General features: G+C 61.8%; 13 protein-coding genes. 5 read left to right on the top strand and 8 right to left on the bottom strand.

Annotated elements, in window-relative coordinates; all coding sequences use genetic code 11:
- Positions 1-3,990: 3,990 nt before the first annotated feature.
- The 8 genes from QFZ69_RS21360 to rpmH form a co-directional block, all read right to left on the bottom strand.
- The gene (locus QFZ69_RS21360) at positions 3,991-5,256 is read right to left on the bottom strand and encodes a ParB/RepB/Spo0J family partition protein (RefSeq protein WP_307000424.1); all 1,266 of its coding nucleotides are present in this window, start codon (positions 5,254-5,256) and stop codon (positions 3,991-3,993) included.
- A gap of 69 nt (positions 5,257-5,325) precedes the next feature.
- Complete coding sequence (locus tag QFZ69_RS21355; RefSeq protein ID WP_306914320.1) at positions 5,326-6,393, bottom strand: ParA family protein; 1,068 nt, start codon at positions 6,391-6,393, stop codon at positions 5,326-5,328.
- Positions 6,394-6,479: 86 nt separating this feature from the next.
- Positions 6,480-7,130 carry a 16S rRNA (guanine(527)-N(7))-methyltransferase RsmG gene (rsmG, locus tag QFZ69_RS21350; RefSeq protein ID WP_306914319.1) on the bottom strand — a complete coding sequence of 217 codons (651 nt, stop codon included), beginning with the start codon at positions 7,128-7,130 and terminating at the stop codon, positions 6,480-6,482.
- A 17-nt stretch (positions 7,131-7,147) separates the two neighbouring features.
- The gene (locus tag QFZ69_RS21345) at positions 7,148-7,726 is read right to left on the bottom strand and encodes a R3H domain-containing nucleic acid-binding protein (RefSeq protein WP_306914317.1); all 579 of its coding nucleotides are present in this window, start codon (positions 7,724-7,726) and stop codon (positions 7,148-7,150) included.
- On the bottom strand, positions 7,726-8,706 hold the full coding sequence (gene yidC, locus QFZ69_RS21340; RefSeq protein ID WP_306914315.1) for a membrane protein insertase YidC: 981 nt from the start codon (positions 8,704-8,706) through the stop codon (positions 7,726-7,728). Before yidC ends, QFZ69_RS21345 begins: the two co-directional genes overlap by 1 nt.
- 16 nt (positions 8,707-8,722) lie before the next feature.
- A complete protein-coding gene (yidD, locus tag QFZ69_RS21335; RefSeq protein WP_373461749.1) occupies positions 8,723-9,130 on the bottom strand; it encodes a membrane protein insertion efficiency factor YidD in 408 nt (135 codons plus the stop codon).
- On the bottom strand, positions 9,123-9,533 hold the full coding sequence (gene rnpA / locus QFZ69_RS21330; RefSeq protein WP_306914313.1) for a ribonuclease P protein component: 411 nt from the start codon (positions 9,531-9,533) through the stop codon (positions 9,123-9,125). The genes yidD and rnpA overlap by 8 nt, the downstream gene beginning before the upstream one ends.
- A 41-nt stretch (positions 9,534-9,574) precedes the next feature.
- Positions 9,575-9,712, bottom strand: coding sequence for a 50S ribosomal protein L34 (gene rpmH, locus QFZ69_RS21325; RefSeq protein ID WP_003800212.1), 138 nt, complete (start codon positions 9,710-9,712; stop codon positions 9,575-9,577).
- 463 nt (positions 9,713-10,175) lie between these two features.
- On the opposite strand from rpmH, the gene dnaA reads away from it, so the two are divergent.
- The 5 genes from dnaA (at position 10,176) to QFZ69_RS21300 (ending at position 16,110) form a co-directional block, all read left to right on the top strand.
- Complete coding sequence (gene dnaA / locus QFZ69_RS21320; RefSeq protein WP_306914310.1) at positions 10,176-11,597, top strand: chromosomal replication initiator protein DnaA; 1,422 nt, start codon at positions 10,176-10,178, stop codon at positions 11,595-11,597.
- Between the two features lie 586 nt (positions 11,598-12,183).
- A complete protein-coding gene (gene dnaN, locus QFZ69_RS21315) occupies positions 12,184-13,308 on the top strand; it encodes a DNA polymerase III subunit beta (protein WP_306914307.1) in 1,125 nt (374 codons plus the stop codon).
- Between the two features lie 110 nt (positions 13,309-13,418).
- On the top strand, positions 13,419-14,303 hold the full coding sequence (gnd, locus tag QFZ69_RS21310; protein WP_306914305.1) for a phosphogluconate dehydrogenase (NAD(+)-dependent, decarboxylating): 885 nt from the start codon (positions 13,419-13,421) through the stop codon (positions 14,301-14,303).
- 26 nt (positions 14,304-14,329) lie between these two features.
- Positions 14,330-15,550: a DNA replication/repair protein RecF gene (gene recF, locus QFZ69_RS21305; protein ID WP_306914304.1), complete on the top strand. Its 1,221-nt coding sequence runs from the start codon at positions 14,330-14,332 to the stop codon at positions 15,548-15,550.
- Positions 15,547-16,110, top strand: coding sequence for a DUF721 domain-containing protein (locus QFZ69_RS21300; RefSeq protein ID WP_306914301.1), 564 nt, complete (start codon positions 15,547-15,549; stop codon positions 16,108-16,110). The genes recF and QFZ69_RS21300 overlap by 4 nt, the downstream gene beginning before the upstream one ends.
- Positions 16,111-16,474 lie beyond the last annotated feature (364 nt).

Below are 16,474 nucleotides of genomic sequence, written 5' to 3'. Positions count from 1 at the left end.
CGTGGACCGGAGCATTGCGGAGGGCAGGACCAGAGTCGGCGGCTGACTTTGGTCCTGGTGCCATCGTGAACGGCATAGCACCTCAGGAACTAATGATGGGCGGTGCAACGTTCTGGCACTCTCGGTCGCGTACAGGTTCGCGGATCTGGAGGAGGGTCAGTCATCCTGGTCCGGGTCGTTGAGAGCTAGCTGCTCGAGGTCTTGCGGCTCCACTCCCTGATGCTCAGGAATGTCCTGCGGCTCCACTCCCTGGTGCTCATGAATGTCTTGCAACTCCACTCCCTGGTACTCAGGAATAATGCCTTGGATCAGAATGGGCGGGGAATCAACGTTGAACAGACGAGGCTGGCCGAGAGCCTATTCTTCATCTCCCGGCGTTAGCATCTCACGCGCTTCTGAGTTGTCCACAGAAGTTATTCACACGGTTATCCACAGGGTACGAGTGATTTCTCACAACCTCCGTCAGAGCAGAAGGGGACACCAAGCTCCTGGTATCTCGTGACCGGCATAGCACCTCAGGGGACTAAAGATATGCGCTGCAACGTTCTGGCAATCTGGATCGCGTACACGTTCGCGGATCTGGGGGAGGGTGAGTGATCCTGGTCCTGGTCGTTGTGACCTAGCTGCTTGAAGTCGTGCGACTCCACTCCCTGGTGCTCAGGAATGTCGTGCGACTCCACTTCCTGGGGTCAGGAATGAGGCCCTAAATCAGGTGGGTGAGGAATCAAACGTTGAACAAACGACGCTGGCCGAGATCCTGTTCTCCATTTCCCGGCGCTGGCATCTCACGAGCCTTGAAGTTGTCCACAGAAGTTATACACACAGTTATCCACAGGGGGTGAGTGATTTCTCACAGCCACCGTCGGAGCAGAAGGGGAGGCTACGCCCCTGGTACCTGGCTCGGAGTACAGCGCCGGTGAAGTCGGGAGCCCTGGAGTTACTTGACCGACGCTGGCGTCGGGAGCTGGATACAGCCCAGGGCAACCGGAACGAGCCCCGTATTAGGCCGAAATTAACCGGAATCTTGCGATATTTCTAGTACTCACGTCGTGTTGTGCGTGGACGGAATCGGGCCGCCCATGTTTCACGTGAAACGAGATCGCCATCGGGGATCGTTCGGCTAGGCGACTGGGCTACCATGCCTTCTGCAGGTCCTGCCCAGCACGCGCCCCCGGAGACCTTCGGACCAGTAGTCCACAGAGTTATCCACAAAGTTATCCACCGCCTCATGCACAGGGCGGCTGGTGTGGATAGGGATGCTGCAGTCCGGATCGGTGAAGGCACGGGATCACCCAGCACGCGTCAGGCAGCGCCACCATAACCACATTCGCCTGCGCCATTGGACCCGATCATGCCTGGGCTGTTCCACGGCCCCGCCTTGCTCGCCTCCCTATGTAGCCCCGGACCGCTCCCGGTCCCGTCCAGTAGTGGGCGCCTATTTCAAGGACGGACGACGATGCAACGTGGGCAGGGGCCCTGCCCAGCCAGGCCATACTCGCCCCTGCCCACGTCCAACCCGCCAGGACTGTAGCAATCCCAGCACGCCGCCCAGAATCTACGACCTCTTGTTCAGAAGACGTAGCGGCAACATCCGGCGGAGTGGCCGCGGGGCTGTTGTCTTGAAACATCTCGCTTCTGCCGCCCCGCAGCTGACACGCAGAGTCCCAACATGACGGCCGGTTAGTCGCAACGAGCTGTGAATCACGCGTGGCGCCGGCCGGGCACTTTACGGCGATGCTTCATTTGTCGCCACGCATGGCCGCGTGTAGTTCGCCAAATTCGCTGCGTGGCAACGCGGTCTGCCCCTGCCAGTCCAAGCCTTCGCCGCCGCAGTTCCGACCTGAAGCTGCGGCAAGAACAGATCTCTGTTCAGGGCGTCGCGAAGCCTGTCTACATCGTCGCAACCGTCCAAGCGGAAATCATGATCCCACACGACAGCCAACCCTCTACGAGCACCAGGCCGCAGAGGACGGGACCGCGGCCGACACCAGCGCAGTACCCCCGCGTGTCAACTAACCGTTGCATCGCAGGGGAGTGGTGCCGAGCATGTGGCCCCCCCGCCCCGGCCAAAACTCGCGATTCCAGGCGAAGCTGGGTTATCACGCCCACCCGGCCAGCCCGGGTCTCTGGTGGGCGCTCAAGATCGCGACATGCTGCCTCTTGGAGGGAGGACACTCTCCGTACGCAGCTACGGATCGGGAGCGCGGTGTCTAGGCGGGCTTTCAGCGACGCCGTGAGATGCAGCCATAGTACCGACTGCCGGCGGCGTTACTCGAGCCGGCAAATCGGTGGAAACCGACATCATGGGTTCCGAAATCCACTCAACGTGTACGTCCAGGTCCTCTTAGATGGCCCCGGTCTAGACGTGTGCAGTCAGTTAGGGCGGCATCAACAAAACGAACAAATCAACCCCCAAGTGATGTTTTGGCGTTCCGATAAAGTCGACAGGAGGACCGGGCGCATTCGTCAGGGATTTTTGGTGGCCACACCCCTTGACGGCCTCGTCGGCCCCTCCACGAGTAGAAGCACCGGCAGCGAAAACCGGCGTGCTCAGCGGGGCATCGCGTTTCACGTGAAACGGCTGGGCGGGCCTACGAATCCGGCGAGGTCCGCAGGCCAATGGCGAAGAAGGCTGCCGGTCCGGAACGGCGGATATCCACCGTCTGACTCTGTGTTCGGTCTTCGGTGGTTTCTGCAACAAAAGGACGCTCATGAATCATGCTGCGGTCCGAACGTTTCACGTGAAACACGCGGCACGCTACCCCCGAACCCGAAGCATCAGACACTAGTGCACGAACACATACAGCTGCTCCATAATCCACAGCCGGTAGTCATGCCAGAAGTCCAGCAACGGCCGAGATCGCCGCACCAAAGAAGAATCCCAAACCACTCATCAGAGGGGCCTCGAACGCAGCAGCCCCCAGGGTCAATCTCACATCTCTGGGCCAAGGAAAGCCAGACAGATGCCGGTCGGCCCGGACGCTCATGAATCATGCTGCGGTCCGAAGGTTTCACGTGAAACACGCGGCACGCTACCCCCGAACCCGAAGCATCAGACACTAGTGCACGAACACATACAGCTGCTCCATAATCCACAGCCGGTAGTCATGCCAGAAGTCCAGCAACGGCCGAGATCGCCGCACCAAAGAAGAATCCCAAACCACTCATCAGAAGGGCTTCGAAGGCAGCAGCCCACAAAGTAAATCCCGCATCTCTGGGCCAAGGAAAGCCAGACAGATGCCGGTCGGCCCGGACGCTCATGAATCATGCTGCGGTCCGAACGTTTCACGTGAATCACGCGGCACGCTACCCCCGAACCCGAAGCATCAGACACTAGTGAACAAACATGCAGCTGCTCCATGATCCACAGCTGGTACTAATGCCAGAAGTCCAGTCATGGCCGAGATCGCCACGCCAAAGAAGAATCCCAAACCACTCATCAGAAGGGCCTCGAAGGCAGCAGCCCATAAGGGTAAATCCCGCATCTCTGGGCCAAGGTAAGCCAGACAGATACCGGTCTGCCGGTTACCCATAAATCATCCTGCGGGTTCACGTGAAACACAACAACACGCTACCGCTGAACCCGAAGCATCAGACACTAGTGAACAAACATGCAGCTGCTCCATGATCCACAGCTGGTACTTATGCCAGAAGTCCAGCCATGGCCGAGACCGCCACGCTAACGAAGAATCCCAAACCACTCATCAGAAGGGCAGCGAACGCAGCAGCCCACAAGGGGGCAATCCTGCATCTCTGGGCCGAGGAAAGCCAGACAGAATCCGGCCTGCCAGGTGTGAGAGCGTGCTCGTAAAGACAGTTGCCACGCGGACCGTTGCCGGAAGGAGTAAAAACCAGAACTGTCCCATGCGTGCACTACAACCAGGGTCCACCGAAACTCCAGGAGAGGCCAACCTCACGACAGGGCGACTACAGCAAAGGACCCTGTTTCACGTGAAACAGGATCCCTCGAATGCGACAGCGGAATGCGGTCTAGCTGGAAGGCCCGGGCGCGAGGACATCCATAATGCGGTTCAGATCTTCAACGCTCGCAAACTCAATGCTGACGCGTCCTTTTCGTGCACCCAGGGAGATCTTGACGTTGGTGTCCAGTCGATCGGACAAGGAGGATGCAAGGTAGTCCAGACGCTCGTGCCGGGCACCGGGACGAGGGATGTTGTTCTTCGAATTCGAGGCGGGGTTCTGGTATAGAGTGACGGCTTCTTCGGTGGCACGGACGGACATGCCCTCGGAAACGATTTTCTGCGCCATGCGTTCCATCGCCGCCGCGTCCGGAAGCGCCAGGAGGGCACGGGCGTGGCCGGCCGAGATGACACTGGCTGCTACGCGGCGCTGGACCAGCGGAGGCAACTTGAGCAGACGCAGCGTGTTGGAGACCTGGGGGCGCGAACGGCCGATGCGGTCTGCCAGCTGCTCATGGGTGGTGCCGAAGTCCTCCAGGAGCTGCTGGTACGCGGCAGCCTCTTCGAGGGGGTTCAGTTGGCTGCGGTGCAGGTTCTCCAGCAAGGCGTCGCGAAGCAGATCATCATCCGTGGTGTCACGGACGATTGCCGGAATGGTTTCCAGTCCCGCCGCCTGCACTGCCCGCCAGCGGCGCTCACCCATGACGAGCTCGTATGGTTCGCCACCCTCTTCGGTGGATGTGCGTACGACAATTGGCTGGAGGACGCCGATTTCCCGCACGGAGTGCACGAGCTCCGCCATGTCGTCCTCGTCGAAGACGGATCGCGGCTGCTTGCGGTTGGGATGGATGTCGGTGACGGGTATTTCCGCGAAACGAACCCCGGGTACCTCGACCAAGTCGACGCCCGAGTCCCTGTCAGCCTCAACTTCCCGGCCAACGTCTGGCACTGCTTTTCGTTCCCTGGGACTGGCTTTCGGCTCGGCTTCCTGAGCATCAGTCACGTCCTCGGCGGCGGGGGACTCACCCTTGCCTGCGGCGAACTGGTGTTCGGGTGCTTTACGGGCCGGCGCGCCGGCAGGGGTAGCCGACTCATTCTCGGCCGCGGTCTGAGTGCTGGTGGGTTGCGTCCGCGGCTCTGCGGCGTCCTCCGCCAGGTCGGCGTCGAGCTCGTCTGCCGAAGGAACCTCGGGCGCAGCGTTCCGCTTCCGGGGTTCGGGGAAGAACAGATCCACGGGACGGGACGGCGCCGAACCGTTTCCGGAACCGCTCATCGAGGCGGAACTTGGAATGAGTGCCCCAAGTCCACGGCCAAGGCCGCGTCGCTTATCGCTCATGGCTACATCCCTCCATTGGAAGAGCCGGGCGTCGCCGGGCTCTCGTTATTGCAATTCTTGAAAGTGATTCTAACGTTCAGCGATTTCCGCTGCGGCTTCCAGGTAGGACAGCGCGCCGCTCGACGACGGATCGTACGTCATGACGGTCTGCTGGTAGCTGGGTGCTTCGGAGATGCGGACGGAGCGAGGAACCACGGCTCCGAGGACCTGGTCCGGGAAATGCTCACGCACTTCAGCGGCCACCTGGGCGGCCAGGTTCGTGCGGCCGTCGTACATGGTCAGCAAAATGGTGGAAACGACCAGGTCCGCATTCAAGTGCTTTTGGATCATTTCGATGTTCTTCAGGAGCTGGCTCAGCCCCTCCAGTGCGTAGTACTCGCACTGGATTGGGATCAGAACCTCGTTGGCCGCGCAGAACGCATTGACAGTCAGCAGCCCCAGGCTCGGCGGGCAGTCGATGAAGATGTAGTCAAGGCGTTCCTCACCGTTCTTGGCCCGCTCCTTGGCGTAAACATCAATGGCGCGGCGAAGCCGCTGCTCGCGGGCCACGAGGCTGACTAGTTCGATTTCCGCGCCGGCCAGGTGAATGGTGGCCGGAGCGCAGATCAGCTTTTCGATGTCCGGGCAAGGCGCCACTACCTTCTGCAGTGGGAGGTCGTTGATCAGCACGTCGTAGATGCTGTCGACGTCGGCATGGTGTTCGATCCCGAGGGCAGTGGAGGCGTTTCCCTGCGGATCGATATCAATCACAAGCACATTGAGCCCAGCGGCAGCCAGTGCGGCAGCAATGTTGACCGTAGTGGTCGTCTTGCCCACGCCGCCCTTCTGGTTAGACACGGTGAAGATTCTGGTCTTCTCCGGCTTCGGCAGTTCACGGCCCAGAAGGCGTTCGCGCCGTTTGTTTTCGTGCGCCAGTTCCCGGGCGATGGGGCTGGAATCATCGATGGAGTCCAGCACGTTGTCGCTGGCAGAGACGGCCGTTTCACGTGAAACACTGGCCTTCTCGGCATTCCTAGCAACCGATGCCGTGTGATTCCCGGATAAGTTGTGGGTGATGGCGGGCGCAACAAAGGACCGTGCTGACCCCAGGGACACAAACGGGGGGATCCGCTGTGTGGAGGTTTCGCTGCTTGTCACTGTGACACACTCACTCTCATTCGGCGTCTGCTGCCGGGTACTAGCCTAACCTCTTCGCCTTGAACTCCTTGGAGACGGGGCGGATGCTAGGCAATCTTTTGAGGCTTATTCACAACGATCCGGACTACGGTTGTGGGTTCCTCGAGGACGTCCCCGCCCACCAGCACCACTGACGTCTCGGTGCCACCAAGTTTACGGATCACCTTGGCGGCTTTCTCTATTTCCTCGCCGGCGCTGCGTCCCTTGATGGCAACGACCTCGCCCCTGCCGGCCAGCAGCGGAATGGTGAGTCCCGCGAGATTGGTCAGCGCCGAAACGGCCCGCGCGGTGACCACATCGGCGTCCACCATTCCGACGGCGAGCTCCGCTCGGGTACGCATGATCGTGACATTTTCGAGGCCCAGGTCATCGACCACTTCCTGGAGCCAAATGACGCGCCGCTCGAGCGGCTCGATCAGGGTCAGTTCAAGGTCCGGGCGGGCGATCGCAAGGCAGAGGCCCGGCAGTCCGGCTCCGCTGCCGACGTCCGCCACATGGCTGCCATGGGCAATCTGGCTTTCGATGACGGCGCAGTTCAGCACATGCCGGCTCCATAGCCGCGGCACCTCGCGTGGCCCGATCAGTCCCCGTTCGGTACCGGAAGTAGCCAGGTGCTCAACGTAACGCTTCGCCAGGTCCAGACGGCCACCAAAGATGGACTCGGCGGCCTTCAGCTCGGCCGGGGTAATCTCAACCATCAAGCTATCCGGCGCACTCAGTCTGCGGAGACGACAATGTGCCGGTCGGCACCTTCGCCTTCGGACTCGCTCACGAGGCCCAGGTCAGCAACGGCGTCATGCACAATCTTGCGTTCATAGGCACTCATCGGGGCCAGGGCCACGGTTTCGCCGGACTCCTTGACGGACGCGACGGCGTCCTCGGCGATCTTCTGCAGCTCGCCGGAACGCTGCGAACGGTAACCGTTGATATCCAGCACCAGACGGGACCGGTTCTCCGTCGCCGAAAGGACGGCCAACCGGGTCAGTTCCTGAAGTGCCTCGAGGACCTCACCGTCATGCCCCACCAGGTTCTCCAGGCCGGCCGATTCTTCCTCGGTAACGATCGAAATGTAGGTGCGGCCGCTGCGGACCTCAATGTCGATGTCGCCGTCGATGTCGGCAATGTCCAGCAGTTCCTCGAGGTAGTCCGCAGCGACGTCGCCTTCTTCTTCCAGGCGGCTGGCGGATGCACCCTTGTCCGGGTTGCCCTCGGAGTCCAGGGCATCCTGCTGGGACTCATCCTGGTCTTCGCTGACCTCGGCGGAAATAGCGTGTTCGGTGCTCTCGGCGGACATTACTTCCTCTTCCTGTTCTTACGTTGTGGCTGGACGCGCTGGGCCTTGGCCTGCATCGCGGCGACCGCAGCGGCTTCAGCGGCTTCGGCGTCGGCCTTCCTGGCACCGGTCAACGGCAGTGCCGGAAGGCCCCTGGCGGCGCGGCGCTCAGCGAGGGCCTTGGCGGCGGGGGAACCCGGCGTCGGCATGCGGCGGATCACAAAGAACTGCTGTGCCATGGTCCACAGGTTGGTGGTGGTCCAGTAAATCAGGACGCCGATGGGGAAGTTGATGCCGCCCACGCCAAAGACAATCGGCAGGATGTAGAGCATCATCTTCTGCTGGCGCATGAACGGGCTGGCCATGGCCTCTTCGGACATGTTCTTGGCCATGATCTGCTTCTGCGTGATGAACTGCGAGGCCGTCATGGCGAGGATCATCACGATCGAGAGGATCCACACCGCCATCACATTGCCGCCCGGAGGAGTGCCATGGAGCAGGGTGGCGGACAGCGGGGCGCCGAATATGCTCGACTGGTCGAACTGCACCACCTGCTGATGGCTCATCGCCCCGATGCCTTGGCCCTTTTGGACGGCCGACGTAATGCCCGACAGCACGGTGAAGAGGGCAAAGAAGAACGGCATCTGGATGAGCATGGGCAGGCAGGCCGAGAACGGGTTGGTGCCGTGCTTCTTGTACATTGCCATCTGTTCCTGCGCCATAGCCTGGCGGGACAGCTGGTCGGTCTTGCCCTTGTACTTATCCTGCAGCTTCTTCAGATCTGGCTGCAGCAGCTGCATCCCGCGCTGGGCCTTGATCTGCTTCACGAACACGGGAATCAGGGCGGCGCGGATCACCAGCACCAGCCCAATGATGGACAGGGTCCATGTCCAGCCGTTGGCCGCTGGCATGCCAATAGCGCTCAGCCCATCATGGAAAGCCACCATGATGAAAGAGACCAGCCACTTGAACGGAAACATGATTGTTTCAAAGAAGTCCATACGATATCCCTATTCGTTAGGCCGCAAGGCGGCCTGCTCCATCAGACTGAGCAGCCAGGTACTTGTCCGGATTGTTCAGTACAACAATTGTGGGGGTGCGGCCTTCGGGCCAAACACGATCGCCGGCGGGGACGTGGTCCACACCACCGGCATTCCAAGGATGGCAGCGCAATAGGCGCCGCCCCGCCAGCCAGCTTCCCCTAACCGCGCCGTGGACCGTAATCGCCTCGAGGGCATAGGCCGAACAGCTGGGAAAAAAGCGGCAGACCTGGCCGTACAGCGGTGAGATCACCTTGCGGTACGCCATCAGGAGCAGAATGAGGATATTGCGGGGCAGGTTCCATACCGCCCGGCCAAGCCAGGCTACGGCGGACTTTAGCCCCGAGATAGGAAGGGGGACGACGGCGGCAGTTGACTTACGCACGCGGTGTCCCTTCCTGTGTTTTCTCGTCAGAAACTGAAGAAGCAGCCTGTGGAAGGCGGCTGCCCAGCCGTTTCATTGTCGTCTCCAGAGCGGCGTCATAGTCGTTCCGCAGTTGGTCCCAGCTGGCACCGGCCGAAGCGGGCAAGGCCCTGACCACGATCGCGAACCCGCTACCGTATTTCTGCAACGACAAGGCACCGGCCTCTCTCAGTCTCCTCTTAACGAGGTTCCTGACGACAGCGTTCCCGACACTCTTGGAAACGATGAATCCGATCCGGCTTGGTTCGTCGGCAGCGAGGGCTGCCGCATATAACACTACGTTCCGGCGTCCATTGCGGACACCGGAACGTACAGTTGTTGAAAAATCGGTTGATGTCCTTAGACGGTTTCGGGTGGCTAGCACCGTTGAACTCGCATAGGGAGGTGGACCGACGAGTCAGTTATTTAGGCCGACAGCTCGGTGCGACCCTTGCCACGACGGGCGGCCAGGATGGCGCGGCCGGCACGGGTACGCATACGAAGGCGGAAGCCGTGCTTCTTGGCTCGACGGCGGTTATTCGGCTGAAAAGTCCGCTTGCTCACGTTAGTTACTCCAGTGGATCAAAGGTGCGCCCACCCGATCAAGGGGAAGAACTGGCCGACGCTAAGTTTTGTATGTGCCGCTTCCCTCGACTCGCAAGACGCGGGGCGTCGGGGAGATAAATTTAGAGGGCGAAAAGCGTGCACAAAGGACTTCACAACGTTAGGGCTAAACCGCCTCCAGAGTCAAACCGAGGAACCCTTCGCCGTCTTTCCCCAGCTGTGGCTAACTCCTGCCGCGGCCTGTGGATGAAGTGCGTCACGGCCCGCGATTTCGAACTACAACCGTGTGATTATCCACAGGACAGACCCTAGCTATCTTCTGGGTTTTTGATCCCCTAGAGTGTCCCAGTAGCCAATTATCCACGGACTGTGCATAACCCTGTGGATTGAGCCGGCGCCAGCGCACTGGTTCGGGCCTTGTGGCTGCAGCTAATGCAGGCCAGCAAGTTTGAGGAACTGATTGATGACAGTAGACGAAGCCAACCAAGCCAACACTGTCGGAAGTTCCTGGCGGAGGGTAGTGAGCCTTCTCGAAAACGACCACCGTGTAACACCCCGGCAGCGCGGCTTCGTCATCCTCGCCCAGGCACAGGGCCTCATCGGCTCCACCCTCCTTGTGGCGGTGCCCAACGAGCTCACCCGCGAGGTGCTGCAGACGCAGGTGAAGGAAGCCCTCGACGACGCCCTCCGCAGCGTCTTCTCAGATGAGATCCGTTGTGCCATCGACGTCGACACGGATCTGGTGCCGCTGCACACCGAGCCGGAACCCGCCGTCGAGCTGGCGCTGACAGCCGATCCGACCGTGGAGCTGAAGCCGCAGCCGATGCTGCCGAGCACTTCCCACGAATTCGGCCGCCTCAACCCGAAGTATGTCTTCGACACCTTCGTCATCGGTTCTTCCAACCGGTTCGCCCACGCCGCTGCCGTCGCGGTAGCCGAAGCGCCGGCCAAGGCTTACAACCCCCTGTTCATCTACGGCGACTCCGGGCTGGGCAAGACCCACCTCCTGCACGCGATCGGCCACTATGCCCGCCGGCTCTACAGCGGCATTCGGGTCCGGTACGTGAACTCCGAGGAATTCACCAACGACTTCATCAACTCCATCCGCGACGATGAGGGCACGAGCTTCAAGACCACGTACCGCAACGTTGACGTGCTGCTCATCGATGACATCCAGTTCCTGGCCGGCAAGGACCGGACGCTGGAGGAGTTCTTCCACACGTTCAACGCCCTGCACAACAACAACAAGCAGGTGGTCATCACCTCGGACCAGCCGCCCAAGCTGCTCGCGGGGTTCGAGGACCGGATGAAATCCCGCTTCGAGTGGGGCCTGCTGACCGATATCCAGCCGCCAGAGCTCGAAACCCGTATCGCCATCCTCCGGAAGAAGGCCCTCAGCGAGGGACTCTCCGCCCCGGACGATGCCCTGGAGTACATCGCGTCCAAGATTTCCAGCAACATCCGGGAACTTGAAGGTGCACTGATCCGGGTGACCGCGTTCGCGAGCCTAAACCGCCAGCCGGTGGATGTGGCACTGGCCGAGATGGTGCTCAAGGACCTCATCACCGACGACGGAGCCCAGGAGATCACGTCGGCGCAGATCCTCACGCAGACCGCCGACTACTTCAAGCTGAGCATGGAGGAGCTGTGCAGCAAATCGCGCACCAGGACACTGGTAACCGCACGCCAGATCGCCATGTACCTCTGCCGCGAGCTCACGGACATGTCACTTCCCAAGATCGGACAGGAGCTCGGAGGCCGGGACCACACCACGGTGATCCACGCCGACCGCAAGATCCGGGAACTGATGGCCGAACGGCGTGTGATCTACAACCAGGTGACCGAGCTGACCAACAGGATCAAGCAGCAGCAGCGCAATTCCTGAGCCGTCCTGCCACGCACTCCTACCTTATTAACAGGGGCCTGTGGACAACCCTGTGGAAAGTTAAGGGGACAACCGCGGTTAATGGGCTTAAAACCCTTAAGGTAGCTGTGGATCAGCCGACCGGCCAAAAATGTTATCCCCATCCACAGCCTGTTTAAAACCTGCTCCACCCACAGTCCATGAACAGGGCAGATCCGCGGAACGGCACCGCGAGACGGGGTTATCCACAGTTTCCACAGCAGTTATTAACACTACTAATCCCAAGAAAATGAAATTCCCTCAAACAACAGTTTCTTGTCCGACCCTCTCGATGTGCCCAGGCCCGTCCCGGACCGGGAACGGAAACCGGGCTGCGGGCCACCGGGCTGAACCACACGGCTGTAACCCGGGGATGGGAGAAACCCGTTCCGTGGGGCTAAGCTGTCTGCAGTGCGTCCGTCCCGGACTTCATTTGTGGTTTCCCAGCTGGGCCATGGACCCGGGCAGCAGGCACGTCTCTTGTTGACGGAGTTCGGCTACCCCGCTGAACGCCGCGGCAACCCGGCGATTTAGCGATGACAGCAGTAATGAAAGGCGGCACCCTTCCGTGAAGTTCAGAGTCGAACGGGACGTCCTGGCAGAAGCCGTGACCTGGACCGCCCGGTCGTTGTCTCCGCGGCCGCCAGTACCGGTACTTTCCGGGCTGCTCCTGAAGGCCGAAGCCGGTACCGTGAGCCTCTCGAGCTTCGATTACGAAACATCGGCCAGGCTGGAAATCGGCGCTGATATCACCACCGAAGGCACCATCCTCGTGTCGGGACGGCTCCTTGCAGACATTTGCCGCAGCCTGCCCTCCGCCCCCGTGGATATCGAGACTGATGGCAACAAAGTCACGTTGACCTGCCGCCGTAGCAGCTTCCACCTCGCCACGATGCCGGAAGCTGAATACCCGCCGTTGCCGGCACTGCCCCGGATCAGCGGCACGGTCGCGGGTGATTCCTTCGCGCAGGCAGTCGCCCAGGTGATTATCGCCGCCAGCAAGGACGACACCCTGCCGATCCTCACCGGTGTGCGGATGGAAATCGAAGACGATCTCATCACCCTGCTCGCGACGGACCGCTATCGACTCGCGATGCGCGAAGTGCCCTGGAAGCCGGTCACCCCCGGGATTTCCACGAGTGCCCTGGTGAAGGCCAAGACGCTCAATGAAGTGGCCAAGACGCTCGGTGGCAGCGGAGAGATCAACCTCGCCCTCGCCGACGATGACAGCAGACTGATCGGTTTCGAGAGCGGCGGCCGAACGACAACTTCGCTTCTGGTCGACGGCGACTACCCCAAGATCCGCTCTCTCTTCCCCGATTCCACGCCAATCCACGCGACCGTGCAGACGCAGGAGCTCGTCGACGCCGTACGGCGCGTCTCACTCGTGGCTGAACGCAATACTCCGGTCCGTCTTGCCTTCACCCCCGGCCAGCTGCACCTCGACGCCGGCACCGGTGAGGACGCCCAGGCCTCGGAGGAACTTGAGGCCCAGCTCAACGGGGAAGACATCACCGTGGCCTTCAATCCGCACTATCTGGTGGAAGGCCTGAGCGTGATCGAAACCAAGTACGTCCGGTTCTCGTTTACCTCGGCACCCAAGCCCGCCATGATCACCGCCCAACACGACGCCGACGGCGAGGATCAGGGCGATTACCGCTACCTCGTCATGCCGGTCCGCCTGCCCAACTAGCGGGCAGACGCCGGTCGCGGTAGTAGAAACCGCGGCAGAACGGTCCAGTTGAGCCGCCCGGCGGCCCGGGTCCAAGCTTCCACACCCCAGCGCAGAAAAGAGTTCACACCGTGCACATCGGACTTATCGGCCTTGGCAAAATGGGTTTCAACATGCGCGAACGGCTGCGCGCGGGTGGAATTGACGTGACCGGCTTTGATCGGAACCCGGACGTAACGGACGTCGCCAGCGTGGACGAGCTCATCGCCACCGTTCCGGCGCCCCGTCTGATCTGGGTGATGGTCCCGTCCGGCGAGATCACGGATGCCGTGATCACCGAGCTCGGCACCAAACTTGACGCCGGCGACCTCGTGATCGACGGCGGCAATTCCCGCTACACCGAGGACCAGAAGCACGGCTCAGCCTTGGCCGAAAAGGGCGTCCGCTTTGTGGATTGCGGAGTTTCCGGCGGCGTCTGGGGCCTCCAGAACGGTTACGGCCTGATGGCCGGAGGCGATCCGGCCGACATCGAACGGGCCCTCCCGGTTTTCGACGCGCTGCGTCCCGGAGGCGACCGTGCCGACAGCTTTGTGCACGTCGGCGGCGTCGGCGCCGGGCACTACGCCAAAATGGTCCACAACGGGATCGAGTACGGCCTGATGCAGGCCTACGCAGAAGGCTACGAACTCCTCGCGGCCAAGGACATCGTCACCGACCTTCCGGGAACGTTCCGGGCCTGGCAAAAGGGCACGGTGGTACGGTCCTGGCTGCTGGACCTAATGGTCAAAGCGCTGGAGGAGGATCCCGGACTGGTGTCGATCGACGACTACGTCGAGGATTCCGGCGAAGGACGCTGGACCGTGGAAGAAGCCATCGCCAACGCGGTTCCCGCCCCGGCCATTACGGCAGCTCTGTTTGCCCGGTTCTCATCCCGTGAGGACAATTCGCCGGCCATGAAGATGGTTTCAGCTTTACGCCACCAGTTCGGCGGGCATGCCACCCGTCCGGCGAAATAGTCCTGCCCTGAAACCCTGAACCCGGCGTGTACCTAGAACAACTCTCGCTCACTGATTTCCGCAGTTACGCCCAGGTGGACCTCAGCCTGGAGCCCGGCGTCACCGTTCTGGTGGGATCCAACGGCATCGGAAAAACCAACCTGATGGAAGCCATCGGCTACCTTGCCACGCTCAGTTCGCACCGGGTCAGTTCGGACGCCCCACTGCTGCGCTTCGACACGGAACGGGCCCTGATCCGGGCCAGGCTGGTCCGCGGTGAGCAGGCGACGGTGCTGGAACTGGAAATCAATGCGAGCCGGGCCAACCGTGCCCGGATAAACCGCAGCAACCCGGTCCGCGCCCGCGACATCCTGGGTATCTGCCAGACGGTGCTCTTTGCACCGGAAGACCTGGCCCTGGTGAAGGGTGATCCGTCCAGCCGCCGTCGTTTCCTGGATGAGCTGCTGGTCAGCCTTGTTCCACGCCATGCCGCGACCCGCAGTGACTATGACCGGGTGCTCAAGCAGCGCAACGCGCTGCTCAAGTCCGCCCGGGCCGGTAAGTTCACCGCCAGCCATGAAGCAACATTGGATGTGTGGGACCAGCACATGGCGAGGGCCGGCGCCGAACTGCTGCACGCCAGGCTTGAACTGGTGGAACGACTCCGGCCGCACCTCAAGAGCGCCTATGCACAACTCACCGACGGCTCCAAGGAAGCCGGCGCCGTCTACCGTTCGACGCTGCAGGGTGTATTGGAGGACGACGGCGCCGCGATAGCGGCACCGGTTAGCGCGCCCGCCACCGCGGCACCGGACGCCGCGGCCGCGGAGGATCTGCGCAGTTTGTCCGTCGCGGAACTCACCGAACGCTACGTCCAGGCCTTCGCCGCGTCACGCCGCAAGGAGCTGGAACGCGGCATTTCCCTCGTCGGCCCGCATCGCGATGAGCTCGAACTCGTGCTGGGACAGGCCCCGGCGAAGGGATATGCCTCGCACGGCGAAACCTGGTCCATGTGTCTCTCCCTGCGCCTCGCCTCGTATTACGTGATGCTGGATGATGCGCGCACCGGCGGCTCGGCTCCCATTCTGATCCTGGACGACGTTTTCGCCGAGCTGGACGTTCAGCGACGGCGTAAACTGGCGGCAATAGTATCCGGCGCCGAGCAGGTGCTCGTGACGGCCGCCGTCGAGGATGACATTCCCGTGGAGCTGGCCGGACGGCGGGTAAAGGTTATCCCTGGAGGAATCGATGAGCCGGCAGATCGATGAATAAGGATACCGACGGCGGGCTGCAACCAGGCCGCGATCCCGACGACATTGACGCTGCCCAGTCCGCGCTCAACAGAATGCGCGAGGCCGCCGCTGCGCGCGGTGAAATCCGGCGGAAAGCTCCGCCGCGCGCCGGCGCCTCGCAGCCCAAGCCCGGCCGCAGTGCCGGAGGAACCCGGGGATTCGGGCAATTCCACGGCACCGGCCGGGACCCCCTCGGACTGGGAAAGGTCGTGGGTCGCCTTGTAGCCGAACGCGGCTGGTCCTCCCCGGTGGCCGTGGGGTCGGTGATGGCGGAATGGGCGACCCTCGTGGGCCCGGAAATTTCCGCGCACTGCACCCCTGAGAGTTTCGAGGACACTACGCTGCACGTCCGCTGCGATTCCACCGCCTGGGCCACGCAGCTTCGCTTGTTGAGCTTCAGCCTGCTGGAGAAGTTCCGGGCAGAACTTGGCGACGGCGTCGTGACGAAGATCCACGTGCTCGGACCGGCGGCGCCAAGTTGGCGGAAAGGCGGCCGGTCAGTCAACGGGCGCGGGCCGCGGGACACCTACGGATAGTTCCGTATCCGGGACAGCCGCCCGGATCTGAAGCACTCCTTGCAAAACTATTGAATAATCCGCAGACGGCATGTAGGGCGCGTCGGCGGCCGGGGACCGTATAGGCACCCTTGACTGGGACACCGGGGCGCTTGCAGGCGGAGCCTACGGCCTCCCAGCGGCACTTTCCTTCCCGCCGGGTGCCCCAGAATGCGGGTTTGTGCACCTCCACACGGTAGAATCATGGTAGATAACTGGGCGCCGGTGAAACGTTGACTGAGTCCGTTTCCGACGCAATGTCTGCGTGCGGCAGACGGCTCCTCGGCTCATCAGATTTCGACGGTGTGATCAGTGACGTTCCCGTTGGCAGAAGCCGTCCTTCCGG

This window comes from Arthrobacter sp. V1I7 (genome assembly GCF_030817015.1).
Taxonomy (GTDB): domain Bacteria; phylum Actinomycetota; class Actinomycetes; order Actinomycetales; family Micrococcaceae; genus Arthrobacter.
This window is presented reverse-complemented; position numbering and strand designations above follow the sequence as displayed.